17 protein-coding genes are annotated in these 22,989 nt (G+C 33.8%); 6 read left to right on the top strand and 11 right to left on the bottom strand.

The genetic code is table 11. The annotated features are described in order from the left end of the window. Positions 1-226: 226 nt before the first annotated feature. Together ABW636_RS08890 and ABW636_RS08895 are read left to right on the top strand one after the other, a co-directional pair. Complete coding sequence (locus ABW636_RS08890) at positions 227-1,441, top strand: glycosyltransferase (RefSeq protein ID WP_367589621.1); 1,215 nt, start codon at positions 227-229, stop codon at positions 1,439-1,441. A 317-nt stretch (positions 1,442-1,758) separates the two neighbouring features. Next, positions 1,759-1,926 carry a hypothetical protein gene (locus tag ABW636_RS08895; protein ID WP_367589622.1) on the top strand — a complete coding sequence of 56 codons (168 nt, stop codon included), beginning with the start codon at positions 1,759-1,761 and terminating at the stop codon, positions 1,924-1,926. A 331-nt stretch (positions 1,927-2,257) separates the two neighbouring features. Here ABW636_RS08895 and ABW636_RS08900 read toward each other — a convergent pair whose 3' ends face one another. The 3 genes from ABW636_RS08900 to ABW636_RS08910 are packed head-to-tail and all read right to left on the bottom strand — an operon-like array spanning position 2,258 to position 8,132. Next, positions 2,258-3,811, bottom strand: coding sequence for a cellulase family glycosylhydrolase (locus ABW636_RS08900; RefSeq protein ID WP_367589623.1), 1,554 nt, complete (start codon positions 3,809-3,811; stop codon positions 2,258-2,260). Beyond that, the gene (locus tag ABW636_RS08905; RefSeq protein ID WP_367589624.1) at positions 3,808-5,043 is read right to left on the bottom strand and encodes a hypothetical protein; all 1,236 of its coding nucleotides are present in this window, start codon (positions 5,041-5,043) and stop codon (positions 3,808-3,810) included. Before ABW636_RS08905 ends, ABW636_RS08900 begins: the two co-directional genes overlap by 4 nt. Then, positions 5,043-8,132 carry a putative glycosyltransferase family protein gene (locus ABW636_RS08910; RefSeq protein ID WP_367589625.1) on the bottom strand — a complete coding sequence of 1,030 codons (3,090 nt, stop codon included), beginning with the start codon at positions 8,130-8,132 and terminating at the stop codon, positions 5,043-5,045. Before ABW636_RS08910 ends, ABW636_RS08905 begins: the two co-directional genes overlap by 1 nt. Before the next feature lie 173 nt (positions 8,133-8,305). Between ABW636_RS08910 and ABW636_RS08915 the strand changes: the two genes are divergently transcribed. Further along, on the top strand, positions 8,306-9,127 hold the full coding sequence (locus tag ABW636_RS08915; protein ID WP_367589626.1) for a dolichyl-phosphate beta-glucosyltransferase: 822 nt from the start codon (positions 8,306-8,308) through the stop codon (positions 9,125-9,127). 585 nt (positions 9,128-9,712) lie between these two features. Here the strand turns inward: ABW636_RS08915 and ABW636_RS08920 are convergent. From ABW636_RS08920 to ABW636_RS08930, 3 genes are all read right to left on the bottom strand, one after another. Further along, on the bottom strand, positions 9,713-10,900 hold the full coding sequence (locus ABW636_RS08920) for a PepSY-associated TM helix domain-containing protein (protein ID WP_367589627.1): 1,188 nt from the start codon (positions 10,898-10,900) through the stop codon (positions 9,713-9,715). 320 nt (positions 10,901-11,220) lie between these two features. Further along, positions 11,221-12,531 (bottom strand): DUF4374 domain-containing protein, encoded by a 1,311-nt coding sequence (locus ABW636_RS08925; RefSeq protein ID WP_367589628.1) that lies wholly within the window; start codon positions 12,529-12,531, stop codon positions 11,221-11,223. A gap of 31 nt (positions 12,532-12,562) precedes the next feature. Beyond that, positions 12,563-14,893, bottom strand: coding sequence for a TonB-dependent receptor (locus ABW636_RS08930; RefSeq protein WP_367589629.1), 2,331 nt, complete (start codon positions 14,891-14,893; stop codon positions 12,563-12,565). Between the two features lie 116 nt (positions 14,894-15,009). Between ABW636_RS08930 and ABW636_RS08935 the strand changes: the two genes are divergently transcribed. Beyond that, positions 15,010-16,029 carry a helix-turn-helix domain-containing protein gene (locus ABW636_RS08935; RefSeq protein ID WP_367589630.1) on the top strand — a complete coding sequence of 340 codons (1,020 nt, stop codon included), beginning with the start codon at positions 15,010-15,012 and terminating at the stop codon, positions 16,027-16,029. A gap of 489 nt (positions 16,030-16,518) precedes the next feature. Next, the gene (locus tag ABW636_RS08940; protein WP_367589631.1) at positions 16,519-16,881 is read left to right on the top strand and encodes a hypothetical protein; all 363 of its coding nucleotides are present in this window, start codon (positions 16,519-16,521) and stop codon (positions 16,879-16,881) included. 62 nt (positions 16,882-16,943) lie between these two features. Here the strand turns inward: ABW636_RS08940 and ABW636_RS08945 are convergent, their stop codons facing one another. After that, positions 16,944-17,300 (bottom strand): hypothetical protein, encoded by a 357-nt coding sequence (locus tag ABW636_RS08945; protein WP_367589632.1) that lies wholly within the window; start codon positions 17,298-17,300, stop codon positions 16,944-16,946. Positions 17,301-17,492: 192 nt separating this feature from the next. Between ABW636_RS08945 and ABW636_RS08950 the strand changes: the two genes are divergently transcribed. Further along, a complete protein-coding gene (locus tag ABW636_RS08950) occupies positions 17,493-18,038 on the top strand; it encodes a flavodoxin (protein WP_367589633.1) in 546 nt (181 codons plus the stop codon). Positions 18,039-18,295: 257 nt separating this feature from the next. Here the strand turns inward: ABW636_RS08950 and ABW636_RS08955 are convergent, their stop codons facing one another. From ABW636_RS08955 to ABW636_RS08970, 4 genes are all read right to left on the bottom strand, one after another. Next, positions 18,296-19,123, bottom strand: a complete 828-nt coding sequence (locus ABW636_RS08955; protein WP_367589634.1) for a crotonase/enoyl-CoA hydratase family protein — start codon at positions 19,121-19,123, stop codon at positions 18,296-18,298. A gap of 10 nt (positions 19,124-19,133) precedes the next feature. Then, the gene (locus ABW636_RS08960; protein ID WP_367589635.1) at positions 19,134-20,249 is read right to left on the bottom strand and encodes a heparan-alpha-glucosaminide N-acetyltransferase domain-containing protein; all 1,116 of its coding nucleotides are present in this window, start codon (positions 20,247-20,249) and stop codon (positions 19,134-19,136) included. Positions 20,250-20,440: 191 nt separating this feature from the next. Next, positions 20,441-22,294 (bottom strand): IucA/IucC family protein, encoded by a 1,854-nt coding sequence (locus tag ABW636_RS08965; RefSeq protein WP_367589636.1) that lies wholly within the window; start codon positions 22,292-22,294, stop codon positions 20,441-20,443. Positions 22,295-22,399: 105 nt separating this feature from the next. Next, positions 22,400-22,981 (bottom strand): GNAT family N-acetyltransferase, encoded by a 582-nt coding sequence (locus ABW636_RS08970; RefSeq protein ID WP_367589637.1) that lies wholly within the window; start codon positions 22,979-22,981, stop codon positions 22,400-22,402. Positions 22,982-22,989: the final 8 nt, after the last annotated feature.

Raw genomic sequence — 22,989 nt, forward strand, 5'->3', positions numbered from 1 at the left:
ATTCATAACAGACATTTTTAACCATTCGTACAAATATTTTACTAAATTCTTATATGTAAGTTGTTTATTTTACCAATATATGTTAAATTTAAGTAAATTCATCAAAAATGACGTACCCCATTCGTCCTTAAAATCTTGAAACCTGTTAACCAATAAGATTTCTTCCCGATTTTAATTCGTCTCTGTCTGTTTTTAAGAAAATAAAACCCAAAAAAACATTATACAGATGAAATTAGCCATTGTAACCGCCTACCCACCTAGCCAGGTAACTTTAAACGAATATGCCTACCACTTGGTAAAACATTTTAGACAACAGACAGAGGTTTCTGAACTTGTTTTACTCACCGATGTTTTGCCTGCCAAAGCGCATACCAACCTCGATCAAAATGGGTGTAAAGTTACCGTTAAGCAATGTTGGAAGTTTAACAGTTATGCCAATTTTTTTACAGTGATGAGAGCAGTTAGAGAAACGCGACCTGATGCCATCCTGTTTAATCTACAATTCATGAAATTTGGAGATCGAAAAATAGCCGCTGCTTTAGGACTATTATTACCCAAACTATGCGTATTGTTTAATATTCCTACCATTGTATTGTTACATAATATCATGGAGCAGGTAGATCTGGAAAGTTCTGGGTTTACAAAAAACAAAATCTTGCAAAAAATATATAACCGTATAGGCACCTTATTAACTCGATTTATCCTATCTGCCGATATGGTCGCTGTCACCATCGATAAATATGCTCATATTTTAAAAGAAAAATACAAGGTTACCAATATTGTACAAATCCCGCACGGTACTTTCGAGTTACCAGAAGAGCCGAATTACACCTTACCCACAGGGCCTTTACAAATTATGACTTTTGGGAAATTTGGTACGTATAAAAAAGTTGAAATTCTAATCGAAGCAGTAGAAAAAACACGTGCAAGAACCTCAAAAACATTAGAAATTGTAATTGCAGGTACCGATAATCCTAATGCTATAGGATATTTACAGTCTATGAAAGAAAAATATGCCAATGTCCCTCAACTTCGATTTACCGGTTATGTAGACGAAGCCGATGTGCCTCGTATCTTTAAAGAAAGTGCTATGGTAGTTTTTCCTTACACCTCTACAACGGGTAGCTCTGGAGTATTACACCAGGCTGGGAGCTATGGCAAAGCTGTTGTGATGCCAGATCTAGGAGATCTTAGTTTATTGGTAAAAGAAGAAGGGTACTGTGGTGAGTTCTTTGACCCTACCAATGTCGATAGCCTGGCCGATGCCATAGAAAAAATTGTACTCGATCCCAATTATCGTATCGCGTTAGGGAATGCAAACTACAAAGCGGCTACAGCCTTACCTATGAGTAAAATTACAGCCATGTACCTCGAACAATTTAACAGCATTATACAGCAAAAAGCTGAAGCCAAAGAAGTATATAAAGGAGCTTCGATATAAACCTTTTACTACCCATGTGGGTAGGACACCCCAGAACCAGGCTAATTCGTCATTATTGTAAAACACTCTTTTCTATAGGTAAAGAGTGTTTTTTTATTTTGAAAACCGTTTTTTGAACACTTTTTCTTTGCGAACCAAACCTTTATTGTAACAAGAGTAAGACACACTAACATGAGAAGTGAGGAGAATATTATATCCCATATTACCATTTATACATTGAAACCTACCTCTTGTACATTATGAGCTACAGTACATACAAAACAAAAAACAAGAAGCTAGATAAGTAGTAGTTTTAAGAAATCTTAAAACCTAATATTATGAAAACTTTGATCAAAATTAACGGAGTAAAAGAAATCTCTAAACAAGCACAATTAACCATACAAGGAGGATCAGAATGTGAATGGAAAATTGTTTCTATAAGCGCATTTAGGGTATGTCGTAGAAATACCTGTACTGGTGAACGAGTATGCTCTCCCAGGCATTAGAATGTTATTTTTAAGTATACTTTTCTGAGTTACTAAACGTAACGTGAATTTGGCTTAAAACTGACTGAGTATTATATTAATTAGTTCCTTCTCTCTGAGGGAGAAGGTAAGGATGAGGGTTTTCTACAATAGTTTTCACTCACCTTAATCCTCTCCCCGAGAGAGAGGAAACATAACAAAATTATTATTAAACAATTATGCTAATGTTAGCATTTAAGTTATATCGATATTCACGTTAAAAGTAAGTGCTTGGTAAGCTTTATATGGTTCGCCTAGCACTTACCCATTATAAGTGATAAGTTTAGTAGATAATTTTATTCTAAAAATAGTATTATTCCCTTATAAACTCAAAAGCAGGTTTCTTCTTTCCGTTGCTATCTATAAACCCAAAGTGTTTTTGTTTATGTTTTCGCCAGGGTAATTTACCGACTACACTACTTGGTACTTCTTTAAAATCATACAATGTCCAGGAAAGATAGTGTATGTCATTTTGCTGGTTGATTTTCTGAAACTGCTCATAATAATGAGCTTGTGTTTTTTCTGAAGCACCAAAAGGACTCCATAACCCTCTACTCGATGACAATCCAAATTCTTGTAGTACCAGTGGCTTATCAATTTTTGAAACCAATTGCTGATAGTTGGTTTCAAAATCATCTATATTTTTATAATAATGAAAGGATACCATATCTACTTTATCTTGTAATATAGCTGCAGACGTCATATCAGACCAACCTATGGTTATTAAATGATTAGAATCGTATTGTCTTATTTGATCGATCATCTCACTTAACCAAGCCACTACATTTTCTTTTTTTCTGGATGCAAAGTCCAGATTAGGTTCATTCTTGATATCCCAAGCCAAAATAGCTTTATGATCTTTAAAAGAACTTACTATTTGCTCTGCATGTCGATGGGTGAGTGTCCAATCTAATACAGAATAATCTCCATAAAAATCAAAGAGAGTAACGATAACTTGCAGGTTTTTAGAAGCTGCATTATCCAATACCTGTTCGAATTGATCTAACATCTCTGGACGTACTTTTCCTCTACCAAAAATTTTATATGGCACAAAAATTCGAACGGTATTAAGACCTGCCTTTTTGATGATATCAAAATCTTTGGCGATAACCTTGCTATCAAAATGGTCTCCAAACATATTCCAAGGAGTTTCCTGGGGGTAGTAATTGATTCCCTTTATCTTATATTGTTTATTATTTAGATATATTTTACCGTCAATGATATTGGCAAAGCCATTCTCTTGAGTCCTATTTATCAATTTTCTGTCATCTACACTTTTTTTGACCATATGCCGAATTCGCCAAAAGCCATCTTCGAGCAGTAAGAGCATTTGATAATTAGATTGTAATTTTTCTTCTAGCTGTAATTGTTGCTTTTGGTATACTCGCTGGTATTCTTGTACTTGGTTATCGCTTATGACCGCCAACTGACCATCTGCACTATAGAAATCTAATGAAATACTATGGTCTAGAGTGGTGCTATGTATCTCAATATCGCGATCCCGATTATAAGCAACCAAATTATAAATATGCTGTCTTGCATTTTTGGTATAATAATCTTCGACTCCATCTATGGTATTTGTTTGGTACGCCACATTACGTATATACCAGGCATTCAGATAATCCTGTTCGATATCTAACAGGGTTTGTTTTTCTATAGGTCTCCCAGGGTTTAGGGTATCTTTCCATACCAGCTTAGGAAAATATACTTTTTCTTTTTGTAAGCTTTGATGTAACATCGTGCTTCGATCTGCCCCCGTATTTAGGTAAGATAATATTTGACTGATACCAAAAATAAGTATCATAAGAACTCCTATAAAGGAACCTATGATAAGTGATCTGTATATAGTTCTGTTCTTATGTATCATTGCAATAATACTTTCTTATATTTTTTTTGTACTCCTAGTGCCGATATATGAATATCATAAATTCCTGCCTCATAAAATCCATCCTTTAGTAAAAACCTGACCTTACCATTGGACGAGGTACTAATTTTGGTATCTATCTTTTTTTGTTCTTTAAAAATCATAAGCTTTACAGTAGCACCGTCTGGAATCAACTGCTGCATAAAACTTACCAGTGGTCCCACTACAATTTCACGATTTTCTTTCGCAAATTTTACTTCAAAGTCATCTATAATGGGCTGGTAAGACAGTGTAAGTTCATTACTCTCTGCCATACCATATACATAGGCTTTTATCTGCCAGGTATCCTTGTGGTCAGGATGTAGTACTCTGGCAACGGCTTTGCCATATAGGGTACTCCCTTGTGTTTGTAAAATAGCGCCACTAGCATCTTTTATAACAAATTGAACCAGGGTACCGTCGCTCACTACATTACCATACATATCTTTTATGATTGATGTGCTTAGTTCTGCAATTTGATTACCATCTGCATATACATGTTTTCGATCGCTACTAATCACAAAATCCTCGGGTAGTGCTGGATACATTTCTACAGAAAACTCTTTAGAGGCAGTCTCCCCCACTTTAGAAAATAGAAGTAATCTTCCTGATTGTTTATAAGAAAATATATTTTTCCAAGCTATCATATCTTTACTGTATAGGGTATTTTCATTCTCTACTTTCATGAACTGATGTTTGATAGCTACCACGGTACTGTCTGGAAAAGGATTATCATAGGCATCTGTTGGGATCACCACATGCATGGTATAATCTTTACCTCCTGCAACAATACTAGGAGGACCTATATAGGATTCTAAACTTACTTCTGTTCTGGTATTGGCTATTACATCGATCATTCCTTTTACTAAAACCTCTGATTCATAAATTAGTTTGTACGATATTTTTCCTTTTTTGCGAGCAATAAAATTGGGAATAACAAATCGAGTGGTGGTAGGTTCTACGGGATCAATGCTGGCGCTTCCAAAAGAGGTATGTAAAAAAAGTGTAGTTTTTACAGGAGTGTTTAGCTCAAAGTCCAGAGATATAGTCTCTCCAGCTTCAAATACTTTTTGGGTGCTCACCAATTTTGCTGATACTTCTTTTGGCTTGGTATAAAAGGTCGTAAAGGCGATACTTGTTGCACAACTAAAGATGACACTTCCTAAGAAAATAATATTTTTTCTAAATAATCTCATTAATTGGGCGCTCCTATATATGTATTAACTTCTAATTTAATATAGCTAAATCCTTTTCCGTTTATTGGTAAAAACTGAATGGATTTATGCTCTTCTTTTCTTTCTGGAACCACTTTATCACTAATTAGTGTATTCTCTAATCCATTTACAAAAACATTCTTCATATCGGGATCAAAATAATTTACGCAGGATACATCTAGTAATGTATACTTAAAATACTGTTTGCGTTGTGGACGAATTCCTTCTCTTAGGTATTGATGATCTATCCATACCAATTGGTGATTTTGATCATAATATGAGATCAAAAGCATGGGAATCGTAACTTCTTCTAATCCAGAATTAAAAAGTACTCCTTCGATATGATTATCGGTTATAGAAAGGTCGTTAATTGCTACTTCCTTATATAAGTCTACCGTGGCTACATTTCCTGCACATTGTAGATTAAAACGGGTAGGAACTTCTTTAAAATCTAATGATGTAAACTGATTGGGGTCGAAGGTATCTGGTTTACTTTCTTCTATATTCATCCAGGCAATCCCTTCAAAATTTATTCTAAAACTTGTGATCTCTTTAGGCAATAGCTTATGTTTCATTTGGTGTTTGACATTGTATTTTGCTAATTTTTCACTTTTATCATTATAAAGTGTACCTGTTACCACAACATCTGCTGGTACATTGTCTATATTTTGTAACTCACCTATAATCATATATTGGTCTTTGTATTCGACAATCTTTGCCGACAATACTTCTAATACAGGTTGCTTAAGTACATCTTCGTGGTAGGTTTGCTCAGAACTTACTCTGCGACGCCCATGATTATAATAGGTAGTAATATTTCTGGTATATAATTGATCTGGTGGAATATCCAAATCATATGATAATGGCTTGACAAACCATTTTTTGTCGTATTTTACCAATTCATGATGATATACTTTGTCGATTTTTTCTAGTGGGGTTACCCAATGCGTAACAGCTTTTACCTTGGCGGTGCTATCGGTTTTTGCAGTAACCAATATTTTGATGTTATCCATCTTGGCATACGAACTTAACAATCCATCTATTACAGCCACTTCTAACATATACTGATCAATGGTCTTATGACTCTCTGGATCTATATACGAATAAGCTCGTTTAAATTCTTTAAAATCCAATGCATCATAATACGCTTCTGTCACGTTCACAGGGTTTATCTGTTTAACAGACCTTATATAGATTAGATACAGACCATTTCCTGCTATGGCAAGGATCAATATGCCCCATATATAAGATATTTTTAAAAGATATTTTTTAAAGTCCCTATAAAGAATACCATATTTAAAGTATACCGGAAAGCGTTTGTTTTTTACCTTTAATGCATGAATCCATATCCACCGTATATTGATCATAAATGCCAATACAACTGTACTTACAGGAATTAGTCCCCACATTATTCTCTGAAAAGTAGCTACCTCTTCTTTGGGTAATATATTGGATAAAGGAGGAACATTTAATTTTTCCCAAACCATAATCCCATTCTCTAACTGTCGCAATCGTTGCCACCCACAGAAGTATAAAATAGGATCGTAGAATTTATCATTAGAAAACACATATTTAAGGTTGTATTTCTCGGGTACAGTTAGAAACTGCTGTAAGGACCCTATCCCTTCTACGCCTCTAAATTTTGAATTTTCGAGACGTTCTACAGCTCTGGTGGTTAATTCTGGAAGTCTTCGGGCAGAATGATAATTACCATCTACTGTCATTGCATTGGTTTGTGCCGATAACCAAGCCATTTGATCTCCAAATCCCAAAGTTAAATATCGCCACTTATCATGCTGATCCTGGCTCAAAAAATTTTGAATAGGAAGCATCTTGATTTTTTGGGGTTGCAGTGGTCTAAAATATCCTAAACTCATGGTAAGTAGTGTAATGGCTAATAACATAGTAGCGCATACTCCCGCCACTATTTTATAATAGATACTACCATAGTTTTTTTCTACTTTTTCTTTAATATCACCTTCTATAAAGCGATAAGTAAATTCCCCGAACATAGGCAATGCCATGATCGATGCCCATAAGGTAAATCGATCCAATGTAAGGATATCAAATGCATTATCTCCCAAAATCGTCCTGGGTATTGGGGTCGTGCCTCCTGTTCCTAAAATAGTTAATAGGGTAATGGACAGGCCAAAAAATAAATAGCGCTTACTAAAAAAACGATACCATATATAAGGTATAAAAAACAACAATATACCCCATGGTATTAAAAAGAACACCAATCCAGAAGATGTTACTTCTAAAAAATTATCTCGAGATCCATGTGGGATAGGTACTTGTGTAATCGGGTTATTTTTGGTGTTAATCCAATACGGAAGAATACAAACAATAATTAACACCAGTGCTCCAAAACCAAACCCTACAATCCTTTTAAACAGAGATAAAAAACTTTGTATAAATATTACGAATCTAATTTCGCGATAAGTACTTACCCTTTCTTTGGATACATCCATTAGTACCATCCCTATTAATGGAAAAATAAAAAAAATCATTCCAAAAATTGGAGTTACATGATGAGAGGTCACTGTTACCGCAATAAGGCTTAATGCATTTATCAAATACATATACCTACCTATTTTTAACCAGAGATAAATCTCTGGCAATGCATGCAATAACACAGACAGTCCTATGATACTAGGTAATTGCCCAAAAATATGAAGTGTCTCTATAAATGCAGAAGAAAATACCGCTAGAACTGCGGTATATCCCGCTACCTTCCTATTTGAGCTAAGTAATAGGGCAAAACGATAGATACCCGTTATAAAAAGAACAATAGCAATAATGGCTACCGTAAACAAACCAAACTTAAGTCCTCCTATATACGAAAGCAAGCCTATACTTTGATGTACCAGTGGTGGATACCCCATAACGGTAAACCCTGTATACCAACTATAGTTCCAGGTTTCGAACCAATTATTGGCATAGTGGTTTCCAAAAAATAAATGAATAAGTGCATCGTAAGTAGACTCTAAGGTAAAAAAAATGGAAGTGCCATGAAAAACCACCCCAATGAGTAATGCACTGATTAAATACCTGTTGGTGGTTTTATCCATAAAAGCTCGCCATAAGTTTTCGATATTAAATATACAATAAAGTTTGGTTTAGACGAATGGCATGTCTTTCGATAAAAACCATTCACCGAAAGCAACACCCGACTCGCCGAAATCTCCCCAGTAAAAGCTTGAATCGTGCCTACTTTTGAAATGTAATCCTAAAATAATCAATTATGAAAACCGGAATTATCATCCCTTGCTATAACGAAGAAAACAGATTAAATGTAACCGCATTTATCAATTTTATAAAAGAAGAAAATGAGTATCATTTATGTTTCGTAAATGATGGAAGTAAAGACAACACCATAGATGTATTAATGAAGATACAATCTATAGACACTAATAAAGTAAGTGTTATCGATATCAAAAAGAACTCTGGAAAAGCAGCAGCAGTAAGAGCAGGTGCCAGATACCTCCACAGTAGAAGTGATATTAAATTTATTGGATTCATCGATGCTGATTTATCTACAGATTTTGAAGACTTTGATGGACTTTTAAAAACATTAAAAACAAATAAAGAATTAAGTTTTGTATTTGGATCCAGAGCCAAAAATGCTTCTGAAACTATTAAAAAAAATGGAGTAAGAGCAATGATCTCTAAACTAATCAATATCCTAATCGTATTTATACTAGGACTATCTATTCAAGATACACAGTGCGGTGCTAAAGTATTTAAAGCAGAACTTGTACCTGTAATTTTTAATAAAAACTTTTTTAGCAGATGGTTATTCGATGTAGAAATGTTTATTAAAATGAAAAGACATTTTGGAAAAGCAACCATCATGAATAAAATCTACGAACAGCCTTTAAAAAGATGGGTACATATGGAAGACTCTAAATTAGGACTAAAAGATTCTTTAGAAATTCCTTACAGATTAGTATCTATCTGGTTTAATTATAACATACTTCAAAATTTAAACTATACTAACAAAACTATTATTCAGGATCCTATCATAGAAGTTTTTGGAACAACAACCCCTGCGTTTGCTGCATAATAAACTTGATTACCCCAAGGATTACAATAATACAACTGCGTAGGCACATTGTTCTTTAAAAATATCACGCTAATGTCAAAATGAAACTGAAAAAGAAAGCTTTATAAAAATAACGCAAGCTATAGATTCCCCACTTTACCCCTAAGATCATATAGTATGAGTTATAACCGGCTAAAAACCATTGCTTATCAAATAATCACAGAAGCTTTCTTTTTCTTTCTTAAAAACAATAAACTTTAGATAAAAACCATTCATAGACAGCTACATTCTACTGATCGAAACTTGAAGAAAAAAAGAAAAGATCCTATTTATATTTGAAACGTAATCATCAAGCTCACCAATAAACAGTAACATTGTCGATAAAAACATCACGTTAATGTCAAAATTGAATTAAAAAGAAGGTTCTTACCAATTTTGTTATCGAAAATGAATATCAATTATGTTTAGTAACACTTTTCTCCAAAGTAAATATATACGATAGTCATAGCAAACCGAATCATAATCCATTCGAAACAAATCAAGAATCTTCTTTTTCTTTTCTTATTAAAACATCTTATAACAATTATTTAAGATTTTATCCTGATATCACCCTGCCACTTTAACTTGCCGTATCGTTGATTTTACAACAGGTTTTTTCTTCTTTTTGTATTTTTTACCATACCACAATAAGATTCCGCTAACAGGTAGTGTTGCGCAAATCAAGCTCGCCAAAAACGCGATGATTTTACCGGCTAAACCACCTATTGATCCGATATGAATATCATAATTCATTCGTATTACTTTATCTGCAAAATGAGCATCTTTATATTTTCCGTAAATACTGGCGGTCTCTATCTCTTTCAGGGTATTTTGATCAAAAAAAAGATAATCCATATCATAATAGAGCCCTTTAGAATTACTTACCTCAATCAACACAGCGGTCGAATCATTTTCTGGATAATGAAGTTCGAAACTATGTGCATGTTTATGGGTTTTATACAACCTAGAAATTAGTTGGTCATAAACAGGAGTATTCGTTGTATTGATCACTATTTCGCTCTCGTTATTGGGCATAATAAACTGTGGTGCTTTATCTCCTCCTGTTGCTACATAAGCTATAAAGTAAAACCAATTAAAAGCCATAACGCATCCTGTAAATGCAAATACTAATCCCAGAGAAGATATATAGAAGCCTGTAACAGTATGTAAATCAAAGTTTTTTCTTTTCCAACGGGTCTTACTATTCCAATCAAACTTTAGTCGTTGACGCCAATTTTTATTATTTCTAGGCCACCAAAGAAATAACCCACTAATTAAAATTATCAAAAACAATAAAACCGAATAGGATATAATCCTCGAACCAATGGCTTCTGGTAACCATAAACGAATATGTCCTTTTAATACAAATGCGAAAAAACCAGTGGTATGATCTACTCTTTCTATAAAATCCCCTGTATATGGATCTATAAAAACACTTTGATAAAATAGCTCTGGTGCTGCCTGGTAAAAAACAACTTCGATAGCTTCATTGGGTTTACCATAAATTACACCATGAATGTTTTTATTAGGTATCACCTGCTCTGCTATAGATTTGACCTTAGAAGCCACTATAACATCCTGTTGCCTGGGAGTTACATATTTATAATCATCATAAAAACTCTCTATCTCTTCTTTAAACACCCATAAACATCCTGTAATGGATACTACAAAAAGAACCACACCGGTAATCAGGCCTAGTATTTTATGTAATTGTAAAATGGTTTTACGTGTATTTTTCTTTTTTGCTGATGACATATCACTTTTTTTAAAAAACCAACAAAAACACCCCCGAGTATGCTTATACCCGAGAGTGTTTCCTTCTCAAAATATAGATTAGTTAGTTACACCTTTTATATTTTTATATGATTATCCGTTTTGTGTACCACTGATACTTTCAATGTCATTCCTAATTTATTTCGGAATCTTATTACATTTATAAGTACTAACTTATAACTAGAACCTGAAACAAGTTCAGGTTGACAATAATGAGTTATTATACATTACGGACATTCAATATTTTTATCATTCTAAACGAAATCCTAACTAAACTCAAGGAAAATCTAATCCAGATTACCTTATTTTAGTCTAAAGAAACCTTTAATAGTTTTACCCACAATCTTAGCTCCTTTGGTACCGGTGGCCGTCGCAATATCGATCTGGTACACATAAGCATCTGTTGCAGTTTCTACACTTTCATATGCTTTACCGTCTTCTATCAAAATAGGGGATGTATAACGTTTTGCATGTAATGGAATATTAGCAACATCCGTTACTGTTTTTGCATCCAGATCAAGAATTACCAATTTTTGGTTAAACACAGTTCTACCAAAGGCTTCCCACTTATTACCAGTGTCATTGGTAAGAATACGTGCAATCGCTTTATTACCTCCTGCATAATCAAGTGAAAACAACTTCCCTCCGTTAGTAGCCTCTTCTACATTAAAGAAGTAGCTGTCATCAAATTCTGTTTCATTGTTTTTAATTCTAAGGATACCCGACGGTTTTGTGGATGCTGCAGAGAAACCGGCCATAACTGCCCCACAAGAGAACGAATACAAATCACCATTATCTGCTTCGATCAAACCGGTCGTAGCCCCGTTTACCCCAATATTACTGGTTCTGCTATCGCTAATAATTTTTTCTGGATCGCTTCCTATATTTGGATATGAAAATACTGCAACAAAAGCTTCATCTGGATCTGTAGTACCAAGATCAACAGCGGTTCCTTTATCATCAAACTCATTTTTTATTTTCTGGAAAGGAATAAATAACTTATCTCCTCTTACCTTTAAAGCAGTAGGCCATGAAATTTTAGTCTCTCTAGGGTCTATTGAAGGTTCAACAAAAATATTAATATTAGAAATTTGTTTTACAAGCCCTGTTTCTGCATCGATAATATGTAATCTTCTGGTAGGTAAATTTCTTGCGATCTCCATGGCCAAAAGTGTTTGATCATCTCCAGCACCAAACATTTCCAACGCATTTTCAAAAATAAAACCTCCCTTTTTTTCTATGAATCCTTTACCATTATCTGCATAAGCAGCTCCCTGGTTATCCTCGCTATATCCCGTGGTAAAAAGTGTTTTACCTACAGGATAGAAAAACCTCCAGCTGGTAAGTTCTATCCCTGTGCCTGCTGCAGAGATTTCTCCTGTCATTATATCTTCTTTACTTACGATATAATCTGTTTCGTTATCTCCTGTTGTCCTTAACGCCATAACAAAACCGTTTGAAGATTGCCCCGTTACTTCGGGTTCTACTACTTCTGGATCGGGATCAGGATCAGGATTAGAAACGGGAACAGGAGCATCGTCATCGCTACTACATGCTACCAATCCAAGTAACATTGCCGCTAATATTAGAATATTTATTTTTAATTGTTTCATGATTATATTTAATTTAAAAAGTGAAATTCATCTATTGTAAAAAGTATCTAAGTTTTAAGTAAAATGCTCTTCCTGGTTTTTGAATTCTGAAATTATCAAACACCAAAGCATCTGTTAAGTTGGTTATCGACCCAGAAAGGTTGTACCTTCCTGCTTTCCAACTATAATCTATATCTAATCCATGCACATTTTGAGCAGGAATATCGTTTTTATCGAGAGGATTACCGTTGTTTTCGGTTTTTAAGAAATAGGATTCTGTAAACGAATAATTCCAATATACCGACAGCTTATTTTTTAAGAATTTAGCTCCCACCCTGGTATTAAAGAAGAAATAAGGGATATTAGGTACTCTACTATTATAAGCCGCGTTTTCGATGCCTTCGTCTAGCCTGTCTTTATCGATAATATCCTGATAAGTGATATTAAACTGAGCTTCGATTTTATCCTTAAACACAGTTTTAATCCCCGATTCTATGCCGGTAGAAGATACATTGGTAATGTTATCAAACTCACTAAAGACACCTTCGGGTCTTTTTAGTCGAATAAAGTCGATCGATTTGCGATAAAAGAAATTAGCATCAAAAGTTAGTTTAAACGAGGAAAACGAAGTATTTAAACGTGTCCCCAGATTGATGTTATCGCTTTCTTCTGGTTGTAAATTAAAATTAGGTCGTATAAATAATCCATTTCCTAGCAGCTCGTAACTTTCAGGAATTCTATATGCTTTTTCATAAGAAGCTTTTACAGATAATTCTTTTATAGGACTCACCGACAAAGATGCTCCGTAACCAGTACCAGAAAAATCTACATCCTCTATTTTCTCTCCTGTAATGTTTTCTTGATGGGCAGAAAACAAATATTGTTTCCCGAAAAAAGTTAGATTATAAAAGTCATTCAGACCTTTTAAGGTGTAGGCCAATCCAGCTATATTTTTTGATAATACTCCCGGAGCTCTAAAAGCAGCATTCAGTGGATTTACCTCGTCTTCGCCCTTACGTTTTAAGTAATTAAACGCATAATTAGCTTCTATGAGGTGATTTCTTTTTAGTGAGTACTTTGCATTTACCTGACTGCTGGCAACACGATCTGTAAGTTTGAATAAGGATCTTACTGATCCCAATTCTCCCAACTGATCCAAAGGGTTACGTTCTATAAAAGCTCCGGTCCAGTTATATTTACGTATACTGGTGTCATCATTGGTTTCTTTGACCCAGCCCAAAAGACCTGATGCTTTTATTTCTAATTTATGTATTTTTTTGCGGTAAGATGTCGATAACAACAACGTCTTTCCCTCGGTATTAAACTGTCCTAAAACTCGTAATATGTTATTATCAGGATGTTGATAATTGTTCTTATTATAAGCTCCGGTTACTCTAAAGTACCATTGATCTGCGAATGATTTATCAAAAACTCCAAATTCTGGCGATACCATTGTCGAAGTATATTCGTCATTAAATCTTTTGACATCAACATTTCCTAAAAAATTACCTAACTCGAGATCAAAAACAGGAACATCTTTCATTTCATAATCATTGTCAGAATAATTGTAAAAAGAAATCAACTTTAAATAATAATTATTCTTATTTACGAATTGCGTATTTACAGCTGTACGATGTGTATTAAAAGAACCTATGCTATAGCTGGCATCCAGATAATTCTTTTTCTTATTACTTGTAATTATGTTAATAGCTCCTCCTAAGGCATCTGAACCTAAAGAAATAGGTACCACACCTTTATACACCTCGATAGATTTAACAAGGTTTATTGGGAAGTTGTTAAGTGTTAATGTCGATCCAAAGTTTTCCATGGGAACTCCATCTATAAAATATCGTATTTGATTTCCTACTAACCCGTTTAAAGTCAACTTAAAATTAGATCCTAACCCGCCTACTTCTCTTAAGTTTACTCCTGGTATACTCTTAATCACCTGATTGATATCGGTGGTTACATTTTTAAGTGCTTTGGTTTCTAATACATTGACTGCATAACCAGTATTTCTTTTTTGTTCGTTTTGCGTTCTGCCTTTTACAATAACATCATTTAATTCTTCTATATCCTCTTCTAGAACAATAGTAAGTTTTATGGTCTTGGATTTTCCTACAGCTATAGTAGTTCTATTCTTTTTTAAACCTATAAAGGTCGTTTCGATCGTATAATTACCAGAAGGTACGGTTAAAGTAAACCTACCGTCAAAATCACTTACTGTTCCACTATTGTTAAGTTCCAGAATCCGTACCGAAGCTTCTGGAACAGGATTTGTTTTTTGATCTAAAACAACTCCCGTAATTTCGCTTTGTGCATTACACATTATGGCATACCAAAACATTAAAAAAAAGCTCCCTTTTTTTCGAAAATTTTCCACTGATGATTACAATTTTTTTAAAACTATTTAGTTAGTTTTACATTCTTATTTATATTTAATCTAAATAAGTATTAAGTGCGAAATTAAGGGCTATAGCATGATAAAAATGACGTATTATGGATAAAAAAAGACGCGAAAAGAACTTATCTAAAACAGAGGGAGGAAGCAAAAAAAATACGTGTGCTTTATATTCCATTATTCAGCCTACAATCACCAGTGAGCAATGTGGCATTGTTTCAAAACATTTTACATTTTTAGAGCAATATGGTACTGGCTATTATCATTTTTATCATTTTGATGGATTATCTATTGGTATTTATGATGTACTCTTTACAGAAGATATTATTTTAGAAGGAGAGCTTTCTGAAGGCATTTTAGAACTTTCTTTTCTAATAGAGGGCGAGCAAATTATTAAAATAGAAGGGGTAGATACAGATTTGGTATATGAAAGCCAAGAATCATATCTGGTATACTTATCTGAAACAAAAGGTTCTATCGCATATTATAAAAATAAGCCTTTGAAGCAAGTAAAAATAAGAATGGATATTTCTTTCATTCAAAAACATTGCCTCAACCAAGAATATAATATATTACATCAATATTATTTTAAGAAATTAAAACGAGACTTTGCTCAACCCTTATGCAATAAAACCCGAGAAATAGTAGCCGAAATACTAACCGACGATAGAAAAGGCCTTCTAAAACGATTGTTTCTAGAGTCTAAAACGTTGGAGTTAATTTCATTGATGTTAGATTCGCAATCAACCAACAAGTCAGAAATTGCCAATTCTGTAGATAACGTGGTTAAAAAATTATACCAAACCCAACATCTAATTGCTTCTGACCTTTCTGTACAATATTCTATACAACAATTAGCCCGTCAAACGGGATTAAATGATTTTACCCTAAAAAAACAGTTTAAAAGGGTTTTCGGGAAAACCATTTTCGAATACGCCTCAGAATTACGAATGGAAAAAGCAAAACAATTGTTACTACATAGCAAAAAACCTATCTACGAAATCTCAGAATTAATCGGTTACAAAAACTCTACTCACTTTACCGCAGCTTTTAAAAAAATTGAAGGTATTACACCCAAAAAATACCGCAATTCAATAACAAAAGTAGTAGAAGGTTAAGAAAGTCTGCAAAAAAGTAGATTCATGCTTAAAATTATATTATTTCTTGGGGAGAAAATAACTTAATGTCAATTAAAAAAATGTAACTAGAAGGGATTTCTTATCTTAGTGTAAAACAACAAAAACCAAGAATACTATCAATTGAGATTTACTAAAAACATAGGGTTAAAGTACTTGTTTTATTTTTCTTTTATAATCGTAATAGTTATTGCTGTATTTTTTGATCGGAAGTTTTTAACACTTGCTTTACCATTTACAGTAATTTGTATTGCATTACTATACATCAACTCTGCAATTAAAATTAACTACTGGTACTTGCTAAGTCTTTTTCTAATGTTGATCACGGATATTCTTATCTATACAGATTTTAAAAGTTACTTTTCTATTATTTGCACCTTAATCGGTATCTTTTTTCTGCTAAGTTCATTGGTTTTGAGAAAGTTTGTTGTCCAGTATAAATTTCAACGGAACACGTTAATTTCTTTACCATTGATCATCGGTACTGCGTTGATTGTTTATCTAATCTATGCTATTTCAGAATTACTTCTTTCGCACGTATTGCAAGCGCTTCCATTTGTGATCATTTGTTTAGCAGGTTCGATAACATTTACGATTACCTCATACCTAACGTATCATGTGGTAAAATATGATGAGAAAGTAAATATTATGATTGTAGCCGGTATATGCATTTTTATTGTGGCACTCGTACCTATTAATGAGTTATTCTTTTATAATAAGGTATTTACTGTTTTGATTAATCTAACTCATGTTTTAGGCCTGTATATTTTTATGAAATTTTTGGTCAATACAAAATATCAAACCAACACTTCTGAAACCAATAAATTCTTATAAAATGCTGATATCATAAACCAGGGCTTCAACTCTATCGAAGATGGGGTGGGCAATCAAAAATTCTAGTTTATCTCATTAAATGACAATACATCGTTATACTCGAGGTGAAACAAAACTCCCATCACCAATTCTTCAAAACCTACTAAAGTTTCTGGAGTAACCTTAAAATTAATTTCGGCCTGCGGGGTATTGCATTTAATCGTTCTATAAGCACTCTTTTGATTGCATGATGTACACTGGCAGCCTTTTTGTGCCAAACGAACAACAGATAAAAAAGATTTTATTTCTGGCACATCCATAAGTACTGCAATGTCACCTATGAGAAACTGTATTTTTGATTGTGGCTCTTCATCAAATTGGTTTTTGATAGTAAAAGCGCTTCCTACTGTATTCGTATATAATAAATCTAAATTGTACATGTCTTAAGTTTTAATCCACATTGTGGAGTTTAATTCTCCGAGGCTTGCCTCGAAATGTTAATACGGTTTTTTCGCTGGATACCCTGTGAGCTTGCTCCAAGGTAGTTGATTGGTTCAAATTTATTACATTATTTTTATTTAGAATAATTAAAAATAATGTATTTTTGTATCAGATTAAAAATTTATATTCTTATGCAAAAAATAGCTTTGTTTTATGGTTCTGATACGGGTTGTACAGATGATGTAACAAAAGACTTCACATCACTTTGGGGTGCCGAAGAATTAGACGTTAGAGAAATCGGTGATGTGTCTAAAGAAGATTTCGATGATTTTGATGTATTCATTTTTGGTTTATCAACATGGTATGACGGTGATTTACAAAGTGACTGGGAAGCGTTTTTTGATGATTTTCAGGAAATAGACTTCACCAATAAAGTTGTTGCCATCTATGGATTAGGTGATCAAATCGGATATGGTGAATATTTTATAGATGGTGTAGGAATCCTGGCAAAAGTAGTTATTGAAAATGGTGGCGAAGTCATCGGGCACTGGCCATATGAAGGATATCGTTTTACAGATTCTGTAGCGGCGATCGAAGACAAAGAGGGTTATTTTTATGGATTAGCCATTGATCATGATAACGAGTCTCAACTCACCGATAAGCGTTTGGAGAAATGGATTACCCAGGTAAAATCAGAATTAAAACCGTTTTTAAGTTCGAACAAAATAACAGCTTAATACTCTTATACGAATATCCTTTTTAAGCTCCCCTTCATTAAACCCGTTTTATACATTGGAAAATCTATTACATCTTTAAGCTACTGCAAATACTGACGTTACACTTGCTTTTTTAATGTAACTATAGCGGTGCTATGCTAAAATCAAGAAAACCACAGTATTTATGGCATCTCAAAGCTTCATAACGAAGTTCCAATACATAAAGCGGGTAAGAGGTATGTAAGAAATACATACCTCTTATTTCTATGTATACTTTTTTATACTTCGATTTTTGTTCTTCTATATTGTGCTTGTGCCAATATCTCCATTTTACGAAGGTCAAATGCTTCTATTTGCAAGCACGCTTTTACCCACAGATTGGTAATATCTAGCAATTCTTGTTTAGACAATGGATTGATCATTTTTTTACACTGAATATGATGATACTCAAAATTAAACTGCTCTTTGATCGTATGTACAAACCCAATTAGCTCTAACCACCCTTTTTCTCTTTCTACTATCTTTTCTACCAATCCCAAGGATTGTAAATATCTGGATTTATAAATTCGACTACTTCGTATAAGCATATCCGCATCTAATACATTGGTTTTTCTGGTTAAAAGGCTATGGGCTCCCATACCTGGAAACAGATTAAACTTATTTTCGGGTAAACAAAATTGCACTCCTTCTTCTGCAATAATAAAGTCATGTGCCAAAGCACATTCGAACCCTCCTCCATATGCATTGCCTTCTACCAAAGCTATACTAATTGCAGGCAAACCAAAAGAAGTATAAATATTATAAATAGCGTCAATACATAAATGAGCATACGTTTTTAGCTTTTCTACATTTTTGGTATTTATACATTCCAAAAAAAATGGCAAGTCACCTCCCATATTATAGATTCCATTATGCTCTGATCCAGAAATTATAAATTTTAAAGGTCTATCTGGATGTTGAAAATACTGCTTTACCCAAATACCAAATTCACGAAACTCATGAAGTCCCTTTAAGCAAAAATTAGGCATTCCGGTATCTTTTATTCTCCAGATTAAAAGTTCTTCTTCTCTAAAATACTCTAATCTAATACAATCAAACTGTCGCATATCATTGTATTTATACGGTTACTTGTTTTCTTCTGGTATTGGTTACCGATTGTTTTTTCACTTTCTTAGAAGAAAGGGCTCTATCGAGCACAAATTTTTGTATTCCTAATGTCAATAAGATATAAACGGGTATTAAAAGTAAAACTCCACTAACCCCAAATTGCTGATATCCTAAAACACCCATTCCCCAACAAATGATTACCCATTGGATTACATAAATGGTAGTTACTCGTTTGCTACAGTAATACAAAAAGTTAAAAACTTTATTATCTCTTATATACGTAACCAATATGTTTGCAATCCACATGATCACTAGATTAAAGCCTCCTAAATACAGTGTTCCTCCCGGTCCTAAGTGAAAATAATCTCCAAAATGATATTCATAGTTATAATAACATAGCCCCCCTCCTACACACATTAATACGATACCTGCTATTAACATTCTTCCAAAAAGATATGAGTTACTTTTTTCTTTTTCTTTATACCACATACCAAAGAACATACCAATAAGTATAAAAGAAAACCATGGAAATACTGCAAAATATACATTCCATTCTGCTCCCCACAAGAGATCCAACAAATAATCGAAACCTGTAATACCAACTCTAACCCCATGCACTTCTTTGGTTAACAATGCAATACACAAGGCTATTAAAAGAGGTATATATTTGTTTTTAGAAAATCTATTTATGATTCCCATAAACAATAATGAGACCCCAGCTAATTGTAAAATGTCTCCAGTTCCTAACATATAAATCATATTGTCTAAGGTAACAGGGCTTGTCCACCCATAGGCAGCTATAAAATTATCAGGTACAGTTCCTATAACAACAGGCACTATAAACTTTAAGAAATTCATCAAATACCCTACCGCCAGAATATAAAATGCTCGCTTTATAGAAAGTACAATACTTTGATTGCGAGATAGCGTAAATGATACTCCCATGGCGATTAGAAACATTCCTGTTCCTTTTCCTATAAAATGAACAGTGGATCCTAACCAAGTTTCAGTTTGGGTTTTAATATCTCCGTACATCCAAAGTGTATGTACAACAATCACCATTAATACACTTAGACCTCTTGCCAGATCAATGGCTAAAATTCTTTTTGATTTTATTGTTTCCATTTTTGTTATAATAAAATAGTAGTAGTTATACCATTTTACCTTTGAAATTTCCCATAACTAATAGTTCTTTTTAATGTATACTGCGAAATAAAATAGAACCGTAGCTAAGGCTATGCTTCGATTTTATTTCTTGTCTAAATCGAAAATCCCTGTTTATTTTTTGAGTAATTCCAAAGGTAAAATGGTATTAGTTAATTTGACAATGAAAGATGATTGATTTTCATCTCTTTGTATTTTTTGCTTCGAAATCTTGCTAATGGATTTTCTAGTGTTCCTTCTAGAATGAGGCTCTCTATAGGGTCAGAAAGATTAAGCATCTGCTGCGTGTTTTTTAGTTGCAATCGATTAAGGCAGCATCTATCAAACTCTGGTACAAAAAGATCGTATTTTTCAAATTTTGATTGTAGCTCTGGGTGCGCATCCTGATACGAATAAATACTTTCTGCCACCAACTCCCAAAAGCTATTTTCTGAGTATGCCAAATGTTTTTCTAAAATGGCAGACATAAATCTAAAAAAGCAATCAAAAACATCTGTAAATATGCTCAATACTTTCATCTCATCAGATGTTTCTGTATACAAACGTTTTGCATCTTCTGACTTGGCTAGTATCGGATCAAAAACAATAACCTCTTCGGTAATATCCTTCATTAGAATATGCGAGGGAGTATTATTTTCCATCACCATGATTATATTTTCGCCATGTGGCATAAAAACTAATTCATACTTATAAAAACAGTGCAATAGCGGGTTAAGATAAGCCGCAAAATATCTACGTAACCACGATTCTGTATTATAAGGCGAAGTTTTAATCAATTCTACCAACAGGGCATCCCCTCTGTTATCCTGGTGCAAAAAAGCGGCCATGGTCATCAACTGTTGATTGTCTTTTATTTTATTATGCGGGCTTTCTCGCCATAAAGCAGAAAGCATTTTATTATGTGCATTGGTTTTACCTAATATTTCATAATATGTATTTTGATATCCAATCGTTGCCACTTCTCCTAACATAGTAAAACCAGTTTGTTGCAGATAGACATCCTCTTCTAGCAATTCTGTAATCCATCGTGTTATTCCTGGAGTACTTTGCATATAATACGGAGATAGTCCTCGCATAAATCCCATATTTAAAATAGACAATGCCGTTTTGGTATACATCTTTTTAGGATTACTTATATTGTAGAGTGTTCGAATTGATTGTTGTGCACTATATTGATCTTCTCCTTCTCCCAAAAACACCAATTTTTGATTTGCAATATCAGCAGCAAAAACTTGTTGTATTTTATGATTCCATTGCCAGGGATGTACCGGAATAAAAAAATAAGATGCTAAGTTTAATCCGAGAGCTTCTAATTTTGAGTTAAACTTTGCAATAGTACCAACACCAAGTTCTTTGCGCATGACTAGGTTATATTCGTATTGTTTACAGCCCGTATACGTGGTTTTATCTTTATGACCAGCCAGCCATAATATCTTAAAGGGTTGATTGGTCTCTGGAGCATATTTTAAGTAATCTTCACCAGTAAAACCAATCCTTCCATTATTGGCCACAAAACAAGGGTGACCTTCTGTCATTGCATGTTCTATGGCTTGAAATGAGCTTTTTACCAGCTCACCAGACGAAAATTGTTGATGAGTATATTTGTAGGTCGCACTAGCAAGTGTACTTGAAATTTCTTCCATATAGGTAGTCAGCAAATGCGATGGAATGCCCAATGTTTCTTTAAACTCGGTAATAAAAAGTAAAGCATCAATAGTATCAGATTTATCATTGTGCCACTTTACAATGGTTTTTTCATCGATATCCCAATGGTCTAGAGCTCTTATAACAGCATTAAATTTATAGGCTATTCCTTGAATATCAGAAACCAATAAATAGGTATTATATTTGTCATTTCTTTTTATTAATGTCGGCTCAAAGACTAACTCATGAGCAAATTCACTTATTGCTTTTCTAACTAGTGCTTGATTTACTCGCCTCCATGCATCTGTGGTAAGGTAGTTCACTGCGGATTTATCTTGATGAGATATTTTATTAGTAGTCATTTTTTATTTTTTTGTGAAAGTCTTTGGGCTTTTTTATCTGATTATATTTATTGTTTATTATAGATCAGATAGAATTCATCCAACACCATTTTGGTTGGTAGCAATCTAATTGTTGCGGCTCATTTCATAATCAGCCCGCTCACAAAAAGCTAAGGTTGCCCTCTTCTCTGGTAACTCAATTTCTTTTTGATACCGAAATCCTGCTTTTTTATTAAGCGCATGAATTTTTTCATTGCGTACATCAGGCTCAACAACCATTCGAACTACATGAGGTTGAGCAAAAAAGTATGCTTGTATTGTGGTAAACACATTCCATGTGAAACCAGCTATTTTATGATCTGGTGGTCCTACCAAAATGTGCATTCCAAAATCTCCTTCTTTTACCTGATAATAAGATGCGATACGGTCTTCTGAAGCTTTATACTTCTCCATCAAAAAAGCTGGTTTACCTTTATACATCCCAATCAAAACCTCGTAATGCGGTAAAGAAGATAAGGTTCTATATTCCTGTATCACCTCTTCTATAGTTTTGGTGGTCATTCCCCAATACGTAGCATACGGTCTTGTAACCCAATCATAAATAATGTCTATATCCTGCTCAAGATTAAAAGGGCGTAAATTTATAGTTCCAAAACCCTCGATCGTTCTTGAAAACAGACTGTTTGGTATTTCAATGCTTTGATTCATAATTTATT

Origin of the sequence: Aquimarina discodermiae (genome assembly GCF_040786235.1) — a bacterium.
Classification (GTDB): Bacteria; Bacteroidota; Bacteroidia; order Flavobacteriales; family Flavobacteriaceae; genus Aquimarina.